Source organism: Nonomuraea sp. NPDC049758 (assembly GCF_040674635.1).
Taxonomy (GTDB): domain Bacteria; phylum Actinomycetota; class Actinomycetes; order Streptosporangiales; family Streptosporangiaceae; genus Nonomuraea.
The window spans coordinates 41,229-57,350 of the sequence record NZ_JBFAMZ010000006.1; the positions used below are offsets into that span (position 1 = coordinate 41,229).

Annotated in this window: 18 protein-coding genes; 10 read left to right on the top strand and 8 right to left on the bottom strand. The window is 70.9% G+C overall.

Features of this window, described 5'->3' with window-relative positions; all coding sequences use genetic code 11:
* Position 1: 1 nt before the first annotated feature.
* From AB0J46_RS17120 to AB0J46_RS17130, 3 genes are all read right to left on the bottom strand, one after another.
* On the bottom strand, positions 2–220 hold the full coding sequence (locus tag AB0J46_RS17120) for a DUF397 domain-containing protein (protein ID WP_364332359.1): 219 nt from the start codon (positions 218–220) through the stop codon (positions 2–4).
* A gap of 81 nt (positions 221–301) precedes the next feature.
* Positions 302–526, bottom strand: coding sequence for a DUF397 domain-containing protein (locus AB0J46_RS17125; RefSeq protein WP_364332362.1), 225 nt, complete (start codon positions 524–526; stop codon positions 302–304).
* On the bottom strand, positions 508–1,338 hold the full coding sequence (locus AB0J46_RS17130) for a helix-turn-helix transcriptional regulator (RefSeq protein WP_364332365.1): 831 nt from the start codon (positions 1,336–1,338) through the stop codon (positions 508–510). The genes AB0J46_RS17125 and AB0J46_RS17130 overlap by 19 nt, the downstream gene beginning before the upstream one ends.
* A 321-nt stretch (positions 1,339–1,659) precedes the next feature.
* Between AB0J46_RS17130 and AB0J46_RS17135 the strand changes: the two genes are divergently transcribed.
* The 3 genes from AB0J46_RS17135 (at position 1,660) to AB0J46_RS17145 (ending at position 3,203) form a co-directional block, all read left to right on the top strand.
* A complete protein-coding gene (locus AB0J46_RS17135) occupies positions 1,660–2,028 on the top strand; it encodes an ATP-binding protein (protein WP_364332368.1) in 369 nt (122 codons plus the stop codon).
* A gap of 76 nt (positions 2,029–2,104) precedes the next feature.
* On the top strand, positions 2,105–2,710 hold the full coding sequence (locus AB0J46_RS17140) for a TetR/AcrR family transcriptional regulator (protein ID WP_364332371.1): 606 nt from the start codon (positions 2,105–2,107) through the stop codon (positions 2,708–2,710).
* Positions 2,711–2,714: 4 nt separating this feature from the next.
* On the top strand, positions 2,715–3,203 hold the full coding sequence (locus AB0J46_RS17145; RefSeq protein ID WP_364332374.1) for a cupin domain-containing protein: 489 nt from the start codon (positions 2,715–2,717) through the stop codon (positions 3,201–3,203).
* Between the two features lie 4 nt (positions 3,204–3,207).
* On the opposite strand, the gene AB0J46_RS17150 is transcribed toward AB0J46_RS17145, so the two are convergent.
* Positions 3,208–5,175 carry a family 10 glycosylhydrolase gene (locus AB0J46_RS17150; protein ID WP_364332377.1) on the bottom strand — a complete coding sequence of 656 codons (1,968 nt, stop codon included), beginning with the start codon at positions 5,173–5,175 and terminating at the stop codon, positions 3,208–3,210.
* Positions 5,176–5,402: 227 nt separating this feature from the next.
* On the opposite strand from AB0J46_RS17150, the gene AB0J46_RS17155 reads away from it, so the two are divergent.
* The 7 genes from AB0J46_RS17155 (at position 5,403) to AB0J46_RS17185 (ending at position 13,054) form a co-directional block, all read left to right on the top strand.
* Positions 5,403–6,923, top strand: a complete 1,521-nt coding sequence (locus tag AB0J46_RS17155; RefSeq protein WP_364332380.1) for an N-acetylmuramoyl-L-alanine amidase — start codon at positions 5,403–5,405, stop codon at positions 6,921–6,923.
* Positions 6,924–7,103: 180 nt separating this feature from the next.
* A complete protein-coding gene (locus tag AB0J46_RS17160; RefSeq protein WP_352358770.1) occupies positions 7,104–8,111 on the top strand; it encodes a LacI family DNA-binding transcriptional regulator in 1,008 nt (335 codons plus the stop codon).
* Entirely contained in the window at positions 8,108–9,610 is a 1,503-nt protein-coding gene (locus AB0J46_RS17165) for a sugar ABC transporter ATP-binding protein (protein ID WP_364332384.1), read from the top strand. The genes AB0J46_RS17160 and AB0J46_RS17165 overlap by 4 nt, the downstream gene beginning before the upstream one ends.
* Entirely contained in the window at positions 9,600–10,577 is a 978-nt protein-coding gene (locus AB0J46_RS17170; protein WP_352358766.1) for an ABC transporter permease, read from the top strand. Before AB0J46_RS17165 ends, AB0J46_RS17170 begins: the two co-directional genes overlap by 11 nt.
* An 18-nt stretch (positions 10,578–10,595) precedes the next feature.
* The gene (locus AB0J46_RS17175) at positions 10,596–11,540 is read left to right on the top strand and encodes a substrate-binding domain-containing protein (RefSeq protein ID WP_358291739.1); all 945 of its coding nucleotides are present in this window, start codon (positions 10,596–10,598) and stop codon (positions 11,538–11,540) included.
* The gene (gene rbsD / locus AB0J46_RS17180; RefSeq protein ID WP_358291736.1) at positions 11,537–11,926 is read left to right on the top strand and encodes a D-ribose pyranase; all 390 of its coding nucleotides are present in this window, start codon (positions 11,537–11,539) and stop codon (positions 11,924–11,926) included. The genes AB0J46_RS17175 and rbsD overlap by 4 nt, the downstream gene beginning before the upstream one ends.
* A gap of 57 nt (positions 11,927–11,983) precedes the next feature.
* Complete coding sequence (locus AB0J46_RS17185; protein ID WP_364332389.1) at positions 11,984–13,054, top strand: MFS transporter; 1,071 nt, start codon at positions 11,984–11,986, stop codon at positions 13,052–13,054.
* 1 nt (position 13,055) lies between these two features.
* Here AB0J46_RS17185 and AB0J46_RS17190 read toward each other — a convergent pair whose 3' ends face one another.
* From AB0J46_RS17190 to AB0J46_RS17205, 4 genes are read right to left on the bottom strand one after another with little or no spacing between them, the layout of a single operon-like run.
* Positions 13,056–13,790, bottom strand: a complete 735-nt coding sequence (locus tag AB0J46_RS17190; protein ID WP_364332392.1) for an SDR family oxidoreductase — start codon at positions 13,788–13,790, stop codon at positions 13,056–13,058.
* Between the two features lie 42 nt (positions 13,791–13,832).
* Positions 13,833–14,411 carry a helix-turn-helix domain-containing protein gene (locus tag AB0J46_RS17195; protein WP_358291730.1) on the bottom strand — a complete coding sequence of 193 codons (579 nt, stop codon included), beginning with the start codon at positions 14,409–14,411 and terminating at the stop codon, positions 13,833–13,835.
* Positions 14,412–14,461: 50 nt separating this feature from the next.
* A complete protein-coding gene (locus tag AB0J46_RS17200; RefSeq protein ID WP_364332395.1) occupies positions 14,462–14,839 on the bottom strand; it encodes a hypothetical protein in 378 nt (125 codons plus the stop codon).
* Entirely contained in the window at positions 14,832–15,935 is a 1,104-nt protein-coding gene (locus AB0J46_RS17205; protein ID WP_364332398.1) for a glycosyltransferase family 9 protein, read from the bottom strand. The genes AB0J46_RS17200 and AB0J46_RS17205 overlap by 8 nt, the downstream gene beginning before the upstream one ends.
* Positions 15,936–16,122: the final 187 nt, after the last annotated feature.

Here is a 16,122-nt window from a genome sequence, read left to right on the forward strand (position 1 = left end):
CTCAGGACAGGTCGAACTCCCCCTTGGCGGCCCCGTCGAGGAAGGCGAGCCACTCGTCCCGGGTGAAGGCCAGAATCGGGCCTTCACCCTGATCCTTGGTGTCCCTGACAAGGACGCCGTCATCCGCCCGCCGCATCACCTCGACACAGCTTCCCCCGTTGTCGCCCGACGCCGTGGCCTTGGTCCATTCGCCCGTACGGAGACCGCTCGGCTCACTCATAGCTCTCCATCACCTCGTGGATGATCTCGCGGCTCCTGTCCACGGGATACGCCATGCCGGACAGGGCCTCCCATCGCGGAATCAGTGGTCGAACTCGCCGTCTTTCACTCCGTCGAGAAATGCGCGCCATTCGGCCGGAGCGAAACGGAGTACGGGGCCGCTTCTGTCCTTGCTGTCACGAACGGCGATAATTCCGTGGACGTTCGTCGCGACCTCGACACAATTCCCGCCGTTGCCACCGCTACGGGAACTCTTCCTCCATACCGCCTGCGACAGGTCCGCGTGGATCAGGTCTGGAGTTTCCATCGGTCTCGGGCTTCCTCAATCATTTCCAGTGACTGTCCGGGACGGTATGCCTCTGCCCGTATCCTGTCATATCTCTTCCAGATAGGCGCAACGACGTCGTAACTCGCCGAGACCTCGCCTCGGCCTGCGGAATCCACAGAGACAGCCGTGGGAGCGTCGGGCAGCTCCGCGATGATGAAGCTCGACAGCAGGCCGGCGGTACAGGGCGTCTCGAAGGGCACCAACTGCACAGTCGCGTACGGCCGATTGGCTATTTCCACCAGGTGGTCGAGCTGTGCGGCCATCACCTGCCGGGTGCCGAGAGGGCGGCGCAGGACCATCTCGTCGAGAAGAATCCACAAAGTGGGCGGCGTTTCGGCGTCAAGGATCAGCTGGCGACGCATACGGGCGTTGACGCCATCGTCCACGTCCTGATCCGAGATGCCCGCCAGGTCGCCACGGAAGACCGCCCGCGCGTAGTCCTCGGTCTGGAGCAGACCAGGGATCAGAAGCGGATCCCAGCTCCTGAGTACGGTCGCCGCCGGCTCGATCTCGTCCGTCCATCTCAGGTACCAGCCAGGGCCGGAGGGAGACGTGATGCTACGGCACAGACGGCCGAAGCGGTCGCCGGTCGCGAACACCTGATCACAGCCTGCGGCGAAGTCGGGCTTCGGCGTACGGTCCCCCTTTTCGATGTGCGCGATCAGAGAGGAGGAGCAGCCCAGGCGTTTGCCTAATGCGACTTGCGTGAGGTCGTGCTCTCTGCGGGTGCGGGCCAGCTCCTTGCCGAAGCGCTGCACAGGAGTCAGCCGTGGATCAAGATCGTTCGACATGGTCACCCCTCACCCGCTCGCCGGACGCTTGACAACAGTTGACAGAATGCCCCAACTTTTGGAGCCTTTTGGGTCTCGATTGTGGGCGGCATTCTCCTCCGACTCAAGCCTCTCCATGGGCAGACTGAATGTCAAAAGTTCCACATCGAACAAGCCCATGACACGAAGTCGACAGTGTTGTGGCACGCCTGGGGTTTTCATGACAATTCTCAAGACGGACCAACGCGACAATCCACTCATTCACGTGAGGGCGAGATGACCGTCCCTTCATCGAGAGCTCACGAGTCTCCGCATCCCCCGAACGCAGGCGTCAGGGTGTGGATGGTCGGCGAGCTCGACGACCCGGCGATGCTGCCCCGGCTGGCGCGTACCGAACTGGCGGCGTGGCTGGGGGCGGATCACCAATCCCTGGACGACCTCCGGCTGATCGCCTCGGAGCTGGTCACGAACGCGTTGCAGCACGCGGCGGCACAGTGGGTCCGGCTGTCCCTCGCCCCCGAGGCCGGGTTCTGGCGGCTGGCCGTGACCGATCCGGGCCGGAACGGCCTGGTTCCGCGTCCCCGCGTGCCGGCGGACACGGACGCGTCGGGACGCGGACTCCGGCTGGTGCACGAGCTGACCGCAGGACTGTGGGGGACCTACCAGGACAGGGCCGGGGAGCGGGTCGTGTGGGCGTTGCTGCCCCGATAGCGGAGTTTCGATACCCGGGTTGCGAAATTCCGCCCTCCAGGATTACGCTACTCAGGTAGCGAAAAGGAGGCAGGGCATGGTGGGACGGCCGCGCAGGAGTGACGTCGACGAGGGTGTGCTCAGGGCCGCCACCGAGCTGCTGCTCGCGCGCGGCTACGTCGGGCTCTCCCCCGACGAGGTCGCCGAGCGGGCCGGCATCGCCAAGACCACGCTCTACCGCCGCTGGCCGACCAAGGACCACCTGGCCCTGGCCGTCGTCAACCGGCTCCAGGACCACGACGAGATCACCGACACCGGCGACATCCGCCGCGACCTGCCCGCGTACCTGGAGAAGATCGCGGCCGGGCTCAACCGGATGCGCGCGGCCGGCCGCGCGCCCGATGACGACGACGGGTCGGCGGGCACGGTGGCCGAGCTCGTGGCCGCCGCCGCCCGCCACGCCGACGTCGGCGAGCTGGAGCGGCAGATGTACGCCCGCCGCAACACCCTGGCCCGCGCCCTGCTCGAACGGGCCAGGGACCGCGGCCAGCTACGCGCCGACCTCGACGTGGAGGCCCTGTTCGACCAGCTCGCCGGGGCCCTGTACTACCGCGTCCTGATCACCGGCTCCCCTGTCGGCCGCGCCTACGCCGAACGCCTCGTGGAGACAGCACTCCGCGGCGCCCTCTCCGAGAACGGATAACACCATGTCGCTCATCGACCCCCGCAGCACCGCCGTCATCCGCTCCGTCGACGCCGAGGTCATCGGCGGCCCGCCCAGCACGGGCCGCATGCTCCTCGACTCCAGCGCCACCGGCGGCGCCCTGAGCACCATGCGCATCACGCTCGGCGCGGGCGCCGACGGCGCCGTTCCGCACACCCACACCACCGCCTCCGAGATGTTCTACGTCCTCGACGGCCGGGCGCAGGTGCTGGCCGGCGACGAGGTGATCACGCTGGAGCAGGGCGACGTCGCCGTCGTCCCGCCCCACGTGGCCCACGCCTTCGCCGCGGCCCCGGGCGCCGAGGCCGACCTGCTGATCGTCATCACGCCGGGCGTCGAGCGGTTCGAGTACTTCCGCCTGCTGGCCCGGCTCAAGACCGGCGAGGCCACGCTCGAAGAGCTGCTGGCCTCGCAGGACCGCTTCGACAACCACTTCATCGACAGCCCCGCCTGGGCGAAGGCCCGCTCCTGAAGGGTCAGACCTTGGTGATGCGCACGGCGTCGGCGATCACGTAGCCGGTCGCCGAGGTCCACCGGCTCACCCCGACCACGTTGTACGTCCCGCCCGCCAGCGTGTACGTCCCCAGCACCCGCCAGGCCCCGCCGCCGGTGCGCTGGTCCACGTTGACCGTCTGGTTGCCGCCCGAGGCCGCCACGATGTGCGGCGCGGAGCCGTTGTAGCCCGCGTTGGCCGGGTACCAGACCTCCACCCGGTAGCTGCCCGCGCTCGGGATCGCCGCCCGGAACCAGGCCGGGTCGCTGGCCGCGACCGGGTCGGCGAAGCGGTAGTCGGCGCCGTTGGCCTGGGTGGAGTAGCTGGAGGTGCCCCAGGAGGAGGAGGCCGTGAAACCGGCGTCGGCGTTGTCGATCACGACGCTGAAGCCGCCCGTGCCGCCCGCCGACCGGCCCTCGCTCGGCGCGCTCTCCTGGTGGGTCCTGCTCAGCGCGGTCACGTAGTAGGTGGACGCGCCGCCGCCCGGGTCGGTGTAGGACTTCTGCCTGGTCGTGCCGATCAGGTTGCGGGCGTCGGCGAAGAAGCACGGATCGGCCGAGGGCGGGGTGCCGGCCACGCGGTAGACCGCGTACGCCGTGCCGGAGCCGGTCCAGGTGAGCTGGACGCCGTTCGAGCCCGCGGTGGCCGCGGTGATCGCAGGCGCGGCGGGCGCGGCCCCGGAGCCCCGGGCGGGCAGCAGGGCGGGCTTGGCGTAGTGGTCGGCGACCAGCTTGGTGATCGCCCCGATCCGGTCGGCCTTGACGTCCTTGGCGCTGAAGTACACGTCACCGGCGATCTCGGGATGTTTCCTGTTGTCGTACAGGTGGTCGCTCAGCTCGGCCGGGTCCTGCCAGGCGGCCTCCTGGCCCGCGGCGCCGGCCCGGTACGCGGCCTGCCCCACGACGAGCTGCACGCCGGTGCCGCGCACGACGTCCGACCACCACGCGGTCAGCACCTCGTAGGCGGCCGTCGAGAACCCGATGTGCCAGTAGATCTGCGGCGCCAGGTAGTCGATCCAGCCCTGCTTGACCCACTGCCGGCTGTCGGCGTAGATCGCGTCGTAGGACTGGAGGCCGGAGGTGCGCGAGCCGAGCGGGTCGGTCGAGGAGTTGCGCCAGATCCCGAACGGGCTGATCCCGAAGGACACCCACGACTTGGCGGTGTGGATGCGCTGGCCGAGCTCGCGGACGAGCAGGTTGACGTTGTCCCGCCGCCAGTCGGCGATGTTCGGGAACGCGCCGCCGTACTGGGCGTAGGCGGCCGAGTCCGGGATGGCCTGGCCGCTGACGGGATAGGGGTAGAAGTAGTCGTCGAGGTGCACGCCGTCCACGTCGTAGCGGGTGACGGCGTCCATGATCGCGTCCTCGATGAAGTCGCGTACCGCCGGGATGCCCGGGTTGTAGTAGAGCTTCCCGCCGTAGGCGAAGCGCCAGTCGGGGTGCTGCCGCGCGGGGTGCGTGGAGATCAGCTTGGTCGGGTCGTCGTTGTTGGCGACCCGGTACGGGTTGAACCAGGCGTGGAACTCCAGGTTCCGCGCGTGGGCCTCGCCGACCATGAACGCCAGCGGGTCGTAGCCGGGGTTCGTCCCCTGGGTGCCGGTCAGCCATTGCGACCACGGCTCGTACGGCGACGGCCAGAACGCGTCCGCCGTCGGCCTGACCTGCACGATCACGGCGTTCATGCGCTTGGCGACGGCCAGGTCGAGCCAGGCCCGGAACTCGGCCTGCTGGGCGGAGACGCTGAGCCCGGTACGGCTCGGCCAGTCGATGTTGGCGACCGAGGAGATCCACATCGCCCGGAGCTGCCGCTTGGGCGTCGCGGGATCGGTCGCGCAGGCTGCGGAGGCGGAGATGGGGGCTGCGGAGACGGGAGCGGAGGCCACGATGGCGACGACGACGGTGACGACTGCGGCGGTGAGCGCCGCCAGGACGGTACGCAGGAGCGCGGTCACGAAAGGAAGTTTCAGTCCCCTGATCGCAGAGCGCAATAGTTTTCAGGGGCCCAACTTTCGCGCCGCCTCCTGGACGGCGGGCGGAAAGTTTCACCTAACACGTCTGTAATGTCAATTATCGACATTGTGTCAGAGGTGACATACGTTGGGCCGCATTCGGCGGCCAAACGCGGGCCGCGGACCCGCGCCCGCGTTCCACCCGTCACCCCCCAACGAGGAGCATCCCCATGATTCTCGCCCGCACGCGATTAGCTGCCCTCGCCACGTCCGCCCTGACCGTCGCCCTGATCACCGCGGGCCAGCCCGCCGCCCAGGCCGCCCGGGAGCCCGCGCTGCCGGCCGCGTTCGCCAAGGCCGCCTCGGCCAGCGACGTACCCCGCGATCTGCTGGTCGCGCTCGCCTACGCCGAGACCCACCTCGACGACCACCAGGGCAAGCCCAGCGCCAGCGGCGGCTACGGCCTGATGCACCTGGTCAGCAACCCCACGACCCACGCGCTGGAGAAGGCCGCCCAGCTCACCAGCCTGCCGGTCGAGAAGCTGCGCTCCGACAACGCCGCCAACATCCTCGGCGGCGCCGCCCTGCTCCGCTCCTACGCCGACGAGCTCGGCCTCGACGACGCCGGCCGCAAGGACGCCGGCCGCTGGTACCAGGCCGTCGCCAAGTACGGCAACGCCTCCTCGCCGGAGATCGCCCGGCTGTACGCCGACTCGGTCTACGAGCAGCTCGGCCTCGGCATCACGGCCCGGGGCGTGACGGTCAAGCCCCAGGAGGTCACCGCCGACCGCGGCGACTACGCCAAGGCCCGCGACCTGAGCACCCAGGGCGACGTCGGCGTGCTCAGCACCGACTACGGCCCGGCCGCCTGGGTCCCGGCCAGCTCCAGCAACTACACCGCCTCCAGCCGGCCGTCGAGCTACGCGATCGACCGCGTGGTCATCCACGTGACGCAGGGCTCGTACGCCGGGACGATCTCCTGGTTCCAGAACTCGGCCGCGCAGGTCTCGGCGCACTACGTCGTGAAGTCGTCCAACGGCGCCATCACCCAGATGGTGCGCGAGAAGGACGTCGCCTGGCACGCCGGCAACTGGACGTACAACACCAGGTCGATCGGCATCGAGCACGAGGGCTACGTCAGCGAGTCCTCGTGGTTCACCGACGCCATGTACCGCGCGTCGGCGGCCCTGACCAAGGCCATCTGCGACAAGTACGGCATCCCGAAGGACCGCGCCCACATCATCGGGCACAACGAGGTTCCCGGGGCCGACCACACCGATCCGGGGCCGTACTGGAACTGGACCACGTACATGAACTACGTGACCGGCGGCGGCACGCCCTCGTGGTCCACCACGGTGGACAACGCCACCTCCGGCCAGTTCACCGCCAGCGGCAACTGGGGCACCTCCGCCTACTCCAGCCAGCGTTACGGCGCCGACTACCGCTTCTCCGACCCGGTCGCCGCCAGCGACCCCGCCTGGTACCAGGCCGCGATCCCCAGCGCGGGCACGTACAAGGTGGAGGTCTGGTACCCGTCCGATCCGGGCTACAACAGCTCGGCGCCGTACATCGTGGCGGCCTCGGGCGGCAACCAGACCGTCTACGTGGACCAGCGCTCCGGCGGCGGAGGCTGGCGCAGCATCGGCAGCTTCTCGCTGAACGCCGGCACCTACAACGTCGTCGGCGTCAGCCGGTGGACGGCCGGCACGGGCCTCGTCATCGCCGACGCGGTCCGCATCAGCAAGGTCTGACGGGCCCCGGCCCGGGCCTGGCGGTCCGGGCGCGGTCCGGGCAGGTCCGGGCAGGTCCGGAAGGCCCGAGCCATCGAAAGCCGGCTCACACCCTCTCCCCCGGGGGTGTGAGCCATTTCACTTTGCCAATCATGTAATCGATTTCATAAGCTGCCGTGTAATCGATTACACGGAGGAACGATGGCAAGGATCAAGGACGTCGCCGCGCAGGCCGGTGTCTCCGTCGCCACGGTCTCCCGCGTGCTCAACGACAACCCCTCGGTCAACGAGGAGACCCGGCGCCGAGTTTACGACGCGATGAGCGCGCTCAACTACGTGCCGAACGCCGTCGCCCGTTCCCTGCGCACCACCGCGACCAGGACGATCGGCCTGATCATCGGCGACGTCCTGAACCCGTTCTTCACCGAGCTTGCCAGGAGCGTGGAGGACGAGGCCAGGCGCGAGGGCTTCACGGTCGTCATGGGCAACGCCGACGAGCGCGCCGACCAGCAGGACCACTACGTGCGCACGCTGCTGGAGCAGCGCGTCGACGGGCTGCTGATCTGCCCGACCGCCGAGGTCACGCCGCTGGTGCAGCAGCTCGCCGAGGCCGGCCGCCCGGTGGTGTTCCTCGACCGCACGATCTCCGGGCTCGACGTGCCCTCCGTGCGTTCCGACGGCGCCGCCGCCATCGCCGAGCTGGTCCGCCACCTGCGCGAGCAGGGCCACCGGCGGATCGCCCTGGCCTCCGGCCCGGCCACCCTGTCCACCGGCCGCGAGCGCACGGCCGCCTTCGCCGCCGCGATGGCCGCCGAGGGCCTGGAGGTGCGCCCCGAGTACGTGCGCCCCGGCGACTTCCGCGAGGGCAGCGGCCGGCGCATCACCGCCGAGCTGCTCGACCTGCCCGAGCCGCCCGAGGCGATCTTCTTCGGCGACAACCTGATGACGCTCGGCGGTCTGGAGGAGATCCAGGCCAGGGGCCTGCGCATCCCCGCCGACGTGGCCGTCGCCTCCTTCGACGACGTGACCTGGTTCAAGCACACCGCCCCGCCGATCACCGCCATCGCCCAGCCGACGGCCGAGATGGGGCGCCTGGCCGTGCGGCTCGTGATCGGCCGGATCCAGAGCGGGCAGGCGGCCGACTCGCACGTCCTGCCGGCGCGCCTGGTGATTCGCCGATCATGCGAGCGGAAAGGGATCATGGAGTGACCGCGGAGATACTCAAGGCCGAGGGCCTGCGCAAGGTCTTCCCCGGCGTCGTGGCACTCGACGGCGTCGATCTGAGCCTGCGCGCCGGCGAGGTGCACGTCCTGCTCGGCGAGAACGGCGCGGGCAAGAGCACGCTGATCAAGATCCTGTCGGGCGCGTACCGGCCGGACGGCGGGCAGGTCACCGTCGACGGGCAGCCGGTGGACATCCGGTCGGCGGGCGACGCCCAGCGGCTCGGCATCGCCACCATCTACCAGGAGTTCAACCTGGTCCCCCAGCTCACCGTCGCGGAGAACCTGGCGCTCGGCCGCCCGCCGCGCCGCTTCGGGCTGGTGGACAAGAAGCGCATGGAACGGCAGGCCAAGGCGCTGCTCGACCGCGTCGGCGTGGACGTCGACCCGACGACGCCGATCTCCCGGCTCGGCATCGCCCGCATGCAGATGGTGGAGATCGCCAAGGCGCTCGCGCTCGACGCCCGCGTGCTCATCATGGACGAGCCCACCGCCGTGCTCACCTCCGGCGAGGTCGCCAAGCTGTTCACGATCGTCCGCCAGCTCCGCGACGAGGGCGTCTCGATCGTGTTCATCACCCACCACCTGGAGGAGATCGCCGAGATCGGCGACCGGGTGACCGTGCTGCGCGACGGCAGGTCCGTCACCGAGATCCCCGCGGACACCGCCCAGGACGAGCTGGTCAGGCTCATGGTGGGCCGCCCGATCGACCAGCAGTTCCCGCGGCAGGCCGCCGAACGCGGCGAGGCCCTGCTCAAGGTCTCCGGCCTCGGCCGCAGGGGCGTCTTCGACGACGTCACGTTCGAGGTGCGCGCGGGCGAGGTGGTCGGGGTCGCCGGGCTGGTCGGCGCCGGCCGCACCGAGGTCGCGCGGGCCGTCTTCGGCGCCGACCGCTACGACGCCGGCGAGGTGGTCGTCCGCGGCACCCGCCTGGCGCCCGGCGACGTGCACGCCGCCATGGAGGCCGGGCTCGGCCTGGTCCCCGAGGACCGCAAGGGCCAGGGCCTGGTGCTCGGCGCGGACGTCGCCGAGAACCTGGGCCTGGTCACCATGCGCGCCGCCACCCGCGCCGGCTTCGTCGACCGCGCCGGCCAGCGCAAGGCCGCCGGGAAGGTGGCCGAGCAGCTCGGCATCCGGATGACCGGCCTGGACCAGGAGGTCCGCACGCTGTCCGGCGGCAACCAGCAGAAGGTCGTCATCGGCAAGTGGCTGGTCGCCGACGCGGGCGTGCTCATCCTCGACGAGCCGACCCGCGGCATCGACGTCGGGGCCAAGGTCGAGATCTACCAGCTCATCAACGCGCTCACCGCCTCCGGGCACGCCGTGCTCATGATCTCCAGCGATCTGCCGGAGGTGCTCGGCATGAGCGATCGCATTCTGGTCATGGCCCGCGGCAGGCTCGTCGGCGAGCTGCCCGCGGCCGGGGCCACGCAAGACGACGTCATGGCCCTCGCGGTCACGGATGTGGAGGGTCCCCGTGCCAAGTAGCACCGTTCCGAACAAGCTCACCGGCCGCCGGTCGCCCGCCGCGGCCTGGTTCGCCGAGAACGGCGCGCTCGCCGCGCTCGTCGTGCTGGTCGTGGCGCTGTCGTTGTTGTCCTCCGACTTCCTCAGCGTGACGAACCTGCTCAACGTCGGCGTCCAGGCGGCCGTCACCGCGATCCTGGCCTTCGGGGCCACGTTCGTGATCGTCACCGGCGGCATCGACCTGTCCGTCGGCTCGGTCGCCGCGCTGTCGGCGATCGTGCTGGCCTGGACGGCCACCAGCGCCGGGCTGCCGTGGCCGGTCGCCGTCGTGGTCTCGCTGGCCGTCGGCGTCGTGTGCGGCCTGGTCAACGCCGCCCTGATCGCGTACGGCAAGCTGCCGCCGTTCATCGCCACGCTGGCCATGCTGGGCATCGCCCGCGGCCTGGCGCTGGTCATCTCGCAGGGCAGCCCGATCGCGATGCCCGACTCGGTCTCGCACCTGGGCGACACGCTCGGCGACTACCTGCCGATCCCGGTGCTGGTCATGCTGGTCATGGGCGTGATCGCGGCCGTGGTGCTCAACCGCACGTACCCGGGCCGGGCCATGTACGCCATCGGCGGCAACGAGGAGGCCGCCCGGCTGTCCGGCATCAAGGTCAACCGGCAGAAGCTCATCACGTACGCGCTGTCCGGCGTCTTCGCGGCGGTGGCCGGCATCGTCCTGGCCAGCCGGCTGGCCTCGGCCCAGCCGCAGGCCGCGGCGGGCTACGAACTGGACGCGATCGCGGCCGTCGTCATCGGCGGCGCGAGCCTGTCCGGCGGCAAGGGCAGGGCGCTCGGCACCTTCGTCGGCGCGCTCATCCTCGCCGTGCTGCGCAACGGGCTGAACCTGCTGTCCGTCTCGGCGTTCTGGCAGCAGGTCGTGATCGGCGTGGTGATCGCGCTCGCGGTCCTCGTCGACACCCTGCGGCGCAGGGGAACGAACTAGGAAAAGGAAGTAAAGATCATGCGGATTCCCGCGATTGTCATGGCCGGCGCCGCGCTCACGCTCGGCCTGGCCGCCTGCGGCTCCTCCGGCGACGGCGGTTCCGGTGGCACGTCCTCGGGGGGCGGGGACATCAAGATCGGCATGTCGGTGTCGACCCTGAACAACCCCTACTTCGTGCAGCTGCGCAGCGGCGCGGAGGCGGAGGCCAAGAAGGAGGGCGTCACGCTTACCGTCACCGACGCCCAGAACGACGCCTCCCAGCAGGTGAACCAGGTCCAGAACTTCACCAGCCAGAACATGAAGGCGATCATCGTCAACCCGGTGGACTCCGACGCGGCGGCCCCGGCGGTCAAGGCGGCGGACCGGGTCAAGATCCCGGTGATCGCGGCCGACCGCGGCGTCAACGGCGCGGAGGTGGCCCAGACCGTGGCCTCCGACAACGTGGCCGGCGGCAAGCTGGCCGCTCAGGAGCTGGCCAAGCAGCTGGGCGAGAAGGGCAGCGTGGTCGTGCTGCAGGGCACGGCGGGCACGTCCGCCTCGCGCGACCGGGGCCAGGGTTTCGCCGAGGGCATCGCCGCGTACCCGAACATCAAGGTCGTGGCCAAGCAGCCGGCCGACTTCGACCGCACCAAGGGCCTGGACGTCATGACCAACATGCTCCAGTCGAACCCCGGCATCACCGGCGTCTTCGCCGAGAACGACGAGATGGCGCTGGGCGCGATCAAGGCCCTGGGCGCCAAAGCGGGCCAGCAGGTCAAGGTCGTCGGCTTCGACGGCACCCCCGACGGCCTGAAGGCGGTGCAGGCGGGCACGCTGGCCGCCAGCGTCGCCCAGCAGCCGTCGCTGCTCGGTCAGCAGGCGGTGCAGGCCGCGGTCAAGGCCGCCAAGGGCGAGACCATCGACAAGACGGTGGCCGTGCCCGTCAAGGTGGCGACCAAGGAGAACGTCGCGGACTTCCAGTGAAACGCGCGGGGATTCTGAACGCCGAGCTGGCGGGGGCCATGGCCCGGCTCGGCCACACCGACCAGGTGCTGGTCTGTGACAGCGGGATGCCCGTGCCGCCCGGCGTGCGGGTCGTCGACCTGGCCTTCCTGCCGGGCATTCCGGCCTTCGCCGACGTGCTCGACGGGCTGCTCGCCGAGCTCGTCGTCGAGGGGGCCACGGCGGCCGAGGAGGTGCGCGCGGGCAACCCCGGCTGCGCCGAGCTGCTCGCCGCCCGGCTGCCGGGGCTGGCGTACGTGCCGCACGAGGAGCTGAAGCGGCTGTCGGCGGGGGTGCGGCTGGCCGTCCGCACCGGCGAGGCCACGCCGTACGCGAACGTGATCCTGCGGTGCGGGGTGGCGTTCTAGGGACGCCTGCCCCGGGCCACTGGGAAGCGGGCGGAGGAAGATCTACTCTGGCGCCTGGTGTGGGGGCACTTCGGCGACCGGCTCGGGCGCAAGGCGATGCTGGTCGCGTCCCTTTTGCTGATGGGCGCGGCCACGGTCGGCGTCGGGCTGCTGCCCACCTACGACCGGATCGGGGTGGCGGCCCCGATCCTGCTGCTGGTCCTGCGGCTGCTCCAGGGGCTCAGCGCCGGCGGCGAGTGGGGCGGCGCGGCGCTGCTCGCCGTCGAGCACGCCCCGCCCGGCAGGCGCGGCCGTTACGGGCTGTACTCGCAGGTGGGCGTGCCGGCCGGGCTGATCCTGGCGCAACTGGTGTACGTCGCGGTGACGGCCGGGCTGTCGGAGGCGCAGTTCGCGAGCTGGGGCTGGCGGCTGCCGTTCCTGTTCAGCGTCGTGCTGGTCGCGGTCGGGCTGTTCATCAGGCTGCGGGTGACCGAGACGCCGGTGTTCCGGGCGCTGTCCGCCGAGCAGGCCCGCAGCAGGCGGCCCGTCCTCGACGTCTTCCGTGAGCGGCCGCGGGCGCTGCTGCTCGCCTCGGCCAGCTTCGTCGCCAACACCGCGATCGGCTACGTGTTCCTCGCCTACCTCCTGTCCTACGGCACCCAGGTGCTGAAGGTGAGCAGGAACCTCATGCTGGTCGTGGTGATCATCGGCAGCCTGACCTGGCTGGCCGGGATCGTGGCCACGGCGATCTGGTCCGACCGGATCGGCCGCAAGCCGGTCTACCTGGCCGGCTCGGTGCTCCTCGTGGTCTGGGCCGTGCCGTTCTTCCTGCTGGTGGACACCAGGGTGGCGGCGCTGATGGTGGTCGCCGTGGTGGTGCTCAACGTGGGGCTCGCCGCGACGTACGGGCCGCAGTCGGCGATGTTCGCCGAGATGTTCGAGCCCCGCTACCGCTACAGCGGGGTCTCCTTCTCGTACGCGGTCGGCGCGCTGCTCGGCGGCGGGTTCGCCCCACTGGTCGCGACCGCCCTGCACGAAGCGACCGGCACGTCGTTGTCGGTGTCGGCGTACATGGCCGGGGTCGGGCTGATCAGCCTGGTGGCGGTGCTGGCCATGAAGGAGACCCGCCCGCGCGTGGCCGCCGGCTGAGTCAGGCCGTGGCGCCGCCGTCGATCACGTGGTCCTGGCCGACGACGAAGCTGGACTCCGGCGAGGACAGCCACAACGCGGCGGCGGCGATCTCCTCCGGGGTGGCGACGCGGCCGATGGGCAGGGCGTGCCGCATGCGCTCGTCGCGCTCGGCGGTCGTCTCGCCGGGACGCGTGGACATGGGCGAGTCGATGGGGCCGGGGCTGACCGCGTTGACGCGGACGCCGTCGGCGATGTGGTCGCGGGCGGCGGTGCGGGTCAGGTGGCTCACCGCGGCCTTCGAGGCGGCGTAGGCGGCGGCCCCGGGCAGTCGCCAGTGGGCGCCGAGGTTGCTGGCCACGTTGACGATCACGCCGCCGCCGTGCTCGCGCATGTAGGCGATCTCGTGCTTCATCGACAGGAACACGCCCTTGAGGTTCACCGCGAGCACGGTGTCCCAGGTGTCCTCGTCGTAGTCGGCCACCGGGGCCAGCATGCCGAAGACGCCCGCGGCGTTCAGCGCCACGTCGAGCCCGCCGTAACGGGTGACGGCGGCCTCCACCATGGCGGCGACGGAGGCCGAGTCGGTGACGTCCGCGGTGAAGCCGGTGGCCCGGCCGCCCGCCGCCTCGATCTCCTTGACCACCGCGCCGAGCCGCGCGGTGTCCCGCCCGGCGGCCAGCACGGACGCGCCCTTCCTGGCGTACGCCAGCGCGGCGGCCCGGCCCACGACCCCGGTGGCCCCGGTGACAAGCACGACTTTTCCTTCGAACACGACAAGCTCCTAGAACGATCGGTCTCAAATTTGCACGGCAATCATGGCCTGTTCGACCGCGTCGCGCAGGCGGCGCGGGTCGGGGTCGGCCCGCCCGAGCACGCGCAGGCCCTGGAGCAGCACGAGCAGGAACCTGGCCAGCGCGTAGGGGTCCTTCGACTCGGGGATCTCCCCCTGGGCGCGGGCGCGCACCAGCGCGGCGGCCAGCGCGGTCTCCAGCTCGGCCCAGCTCGCCGTCACCCGGCGGGCCAGCTCGGCGTCGCGCGAGGCGAACTCCACGGCCGTGTTGACGACCATGCAGCCGCGCCGCAGCTCGTCGGCGAGGATCTCGGCCACGTACGCGTCGAGGAAGGCGCGCACGGCCGGCACCGCGGGCCCCGGCTGGGCCAGCGGCTCGACCACGTTGCGCCGGGCCAGGTAGCGCTCCAGCGCCTTGACGTAGAGCTCCCGCTTGCCGCCGAAGGTGCCGTAGATGCTGGCCCGCGCCAGCCCCAGCCGCTCCACCAGGTCGGCCATCGAGGTCGCCTCGTAACCGCGCTCCCAGAACAGGTCGAGCGCCCGGTCGAGCGCGACCTCGGGATCGAACTCCTTGCTGCGTGCCACGCGGTGAAGCTACCACATTCAAGAACGAACGGTCTAATTTGAGAGAGCCCCTACGGTTCGCGGAACTCCGGGGCCTGGCCGTCGTCCGGCGGGTTCTGGGGCGGGTTGAGGGATTCGAGCGGCGTGTCGTCGGCGACGGCCCGCTCCGCGGCGGCGGTCTCCTCCACCGGCCGCTGCCGCGGGATGCCCAGCAGGCCCAGGCTGTCCTGCTCGCCGCGCCGCCTGATGACGTCGTTGATCGCCTCGGCCATCTCCTCCCTGGAGTAGCTGCCCTCGGGCACCTCGTTGAGATGGGCCAGCATGTCGGCGGGGATGTGCACGTGCGCGGAGACCCGCGCGTACACCTCGCGCATCGCCACCCGGTCCCGTCCCTGGAACGCCTCGTCCAGGGCTTCCTGCAGTTCGTCCAGCACGGCCTGGTCAGTCATCTCGATATCCCTTCAGTAGGTCTTCGGCCTGTTCTGTCACGTCGTCCACCGAGACGTCGGCGACCCACGTCCCGTCGTGCTCGCAGCGTTCGGCCTCCACGTCCACGCCGCTCGCGCCGCAGGTCGGGCACCGGGTGGTCCAGGAGATCAGCGGCCGGTGCGCGGTCCTGCTGAGCGGCCCGGCGTTGATGACGTTGACGCACGAGTAGACGGCGACCGTGGGCGTGCCGACGGCCGCGGCCAGGTGGCGCGGGCCGGTGTCGTTGGCGACCACCAGGGCGCAGCGCTCGTACAGGGCGGCCAGGCCGCCGAGGGTGAGCGTGCCGACGACGGGGAGCACCGGGTGCGCCCGCCCGCGCATGGCCGCGACCGTCGCCTCCACCAGGTCCTTCTCGGCCCAGCTCCCGGTCACCGCGACGGGCCGGGCCAGCCGGTCGGCCACCTCGGCGAAACGTTCGGGGGACCAGCGCCGCCGCGGGTCCGTCGCCCCCGGATGCAGCGCGACCAGCCCGGCCGGCGGCTCGCCGAACGACTCGGCCAGCTCCGCCCGGTCGCGGGCGGTGACGGCCACCAGCGGTTCGAGCCGCTCGGCGACCCCGCCGACCAGCTCGGCGACCTGGAGAAAACGCAGCGTCTCGTGCTGGAAGTAGGTGTAGGGCACCCACCGGTCCAGCTCCTCGGCGTCCGGGGAGCGCAGCCCGGCGGTCACCCGCGCCCCGAGCGAGCGCACGAACGGGTTGGAGAAGCGCCCGCCGCCGTGGATCTGCACCGCCAGGTCGAACGCCCGTTCCCGCAGCTCGGCGCGGGCTCCGCCGGGCACCGGGTAGCCGGTCTCCGACGTCGAGACCCCCGTGATCGGCGGCAGCGCCACCACGTCGTCCACCGGTCCTGGCCGCCCGGACAGGAACTCGGCGTGCCACGGCGTGCCGAGCAGGGTGAGCCGGGCGTCGGGGTAGGCCAGCTTGATCGCCTCGATGGCCGGCAGCGCGACCAGGTAGTCGCCGATCGCGTTGGCCCGCAGGACGGCGATGCTCCGCACGCCCTCGACCAGGCCGGGCCGGGCCGTCATGGGGTCCCCGGCATGTAGTCGTAGCATTCCGCGCTCCTGTCCGCGACAGTGGCCGGCAGCTCCAGGCGGCAGGCCCGCCTGGGCGGCAGCCCGGTGTCCGAAGGGCCGTACATAGCGGCCGGGCTACCCGACAGGGATGGCCCATAACTTCGGTTTCGGACGAACCTATTTGAGCTGGTCTGCGTTTGAGCTGGGCTTTTACAGGTACTCGCCC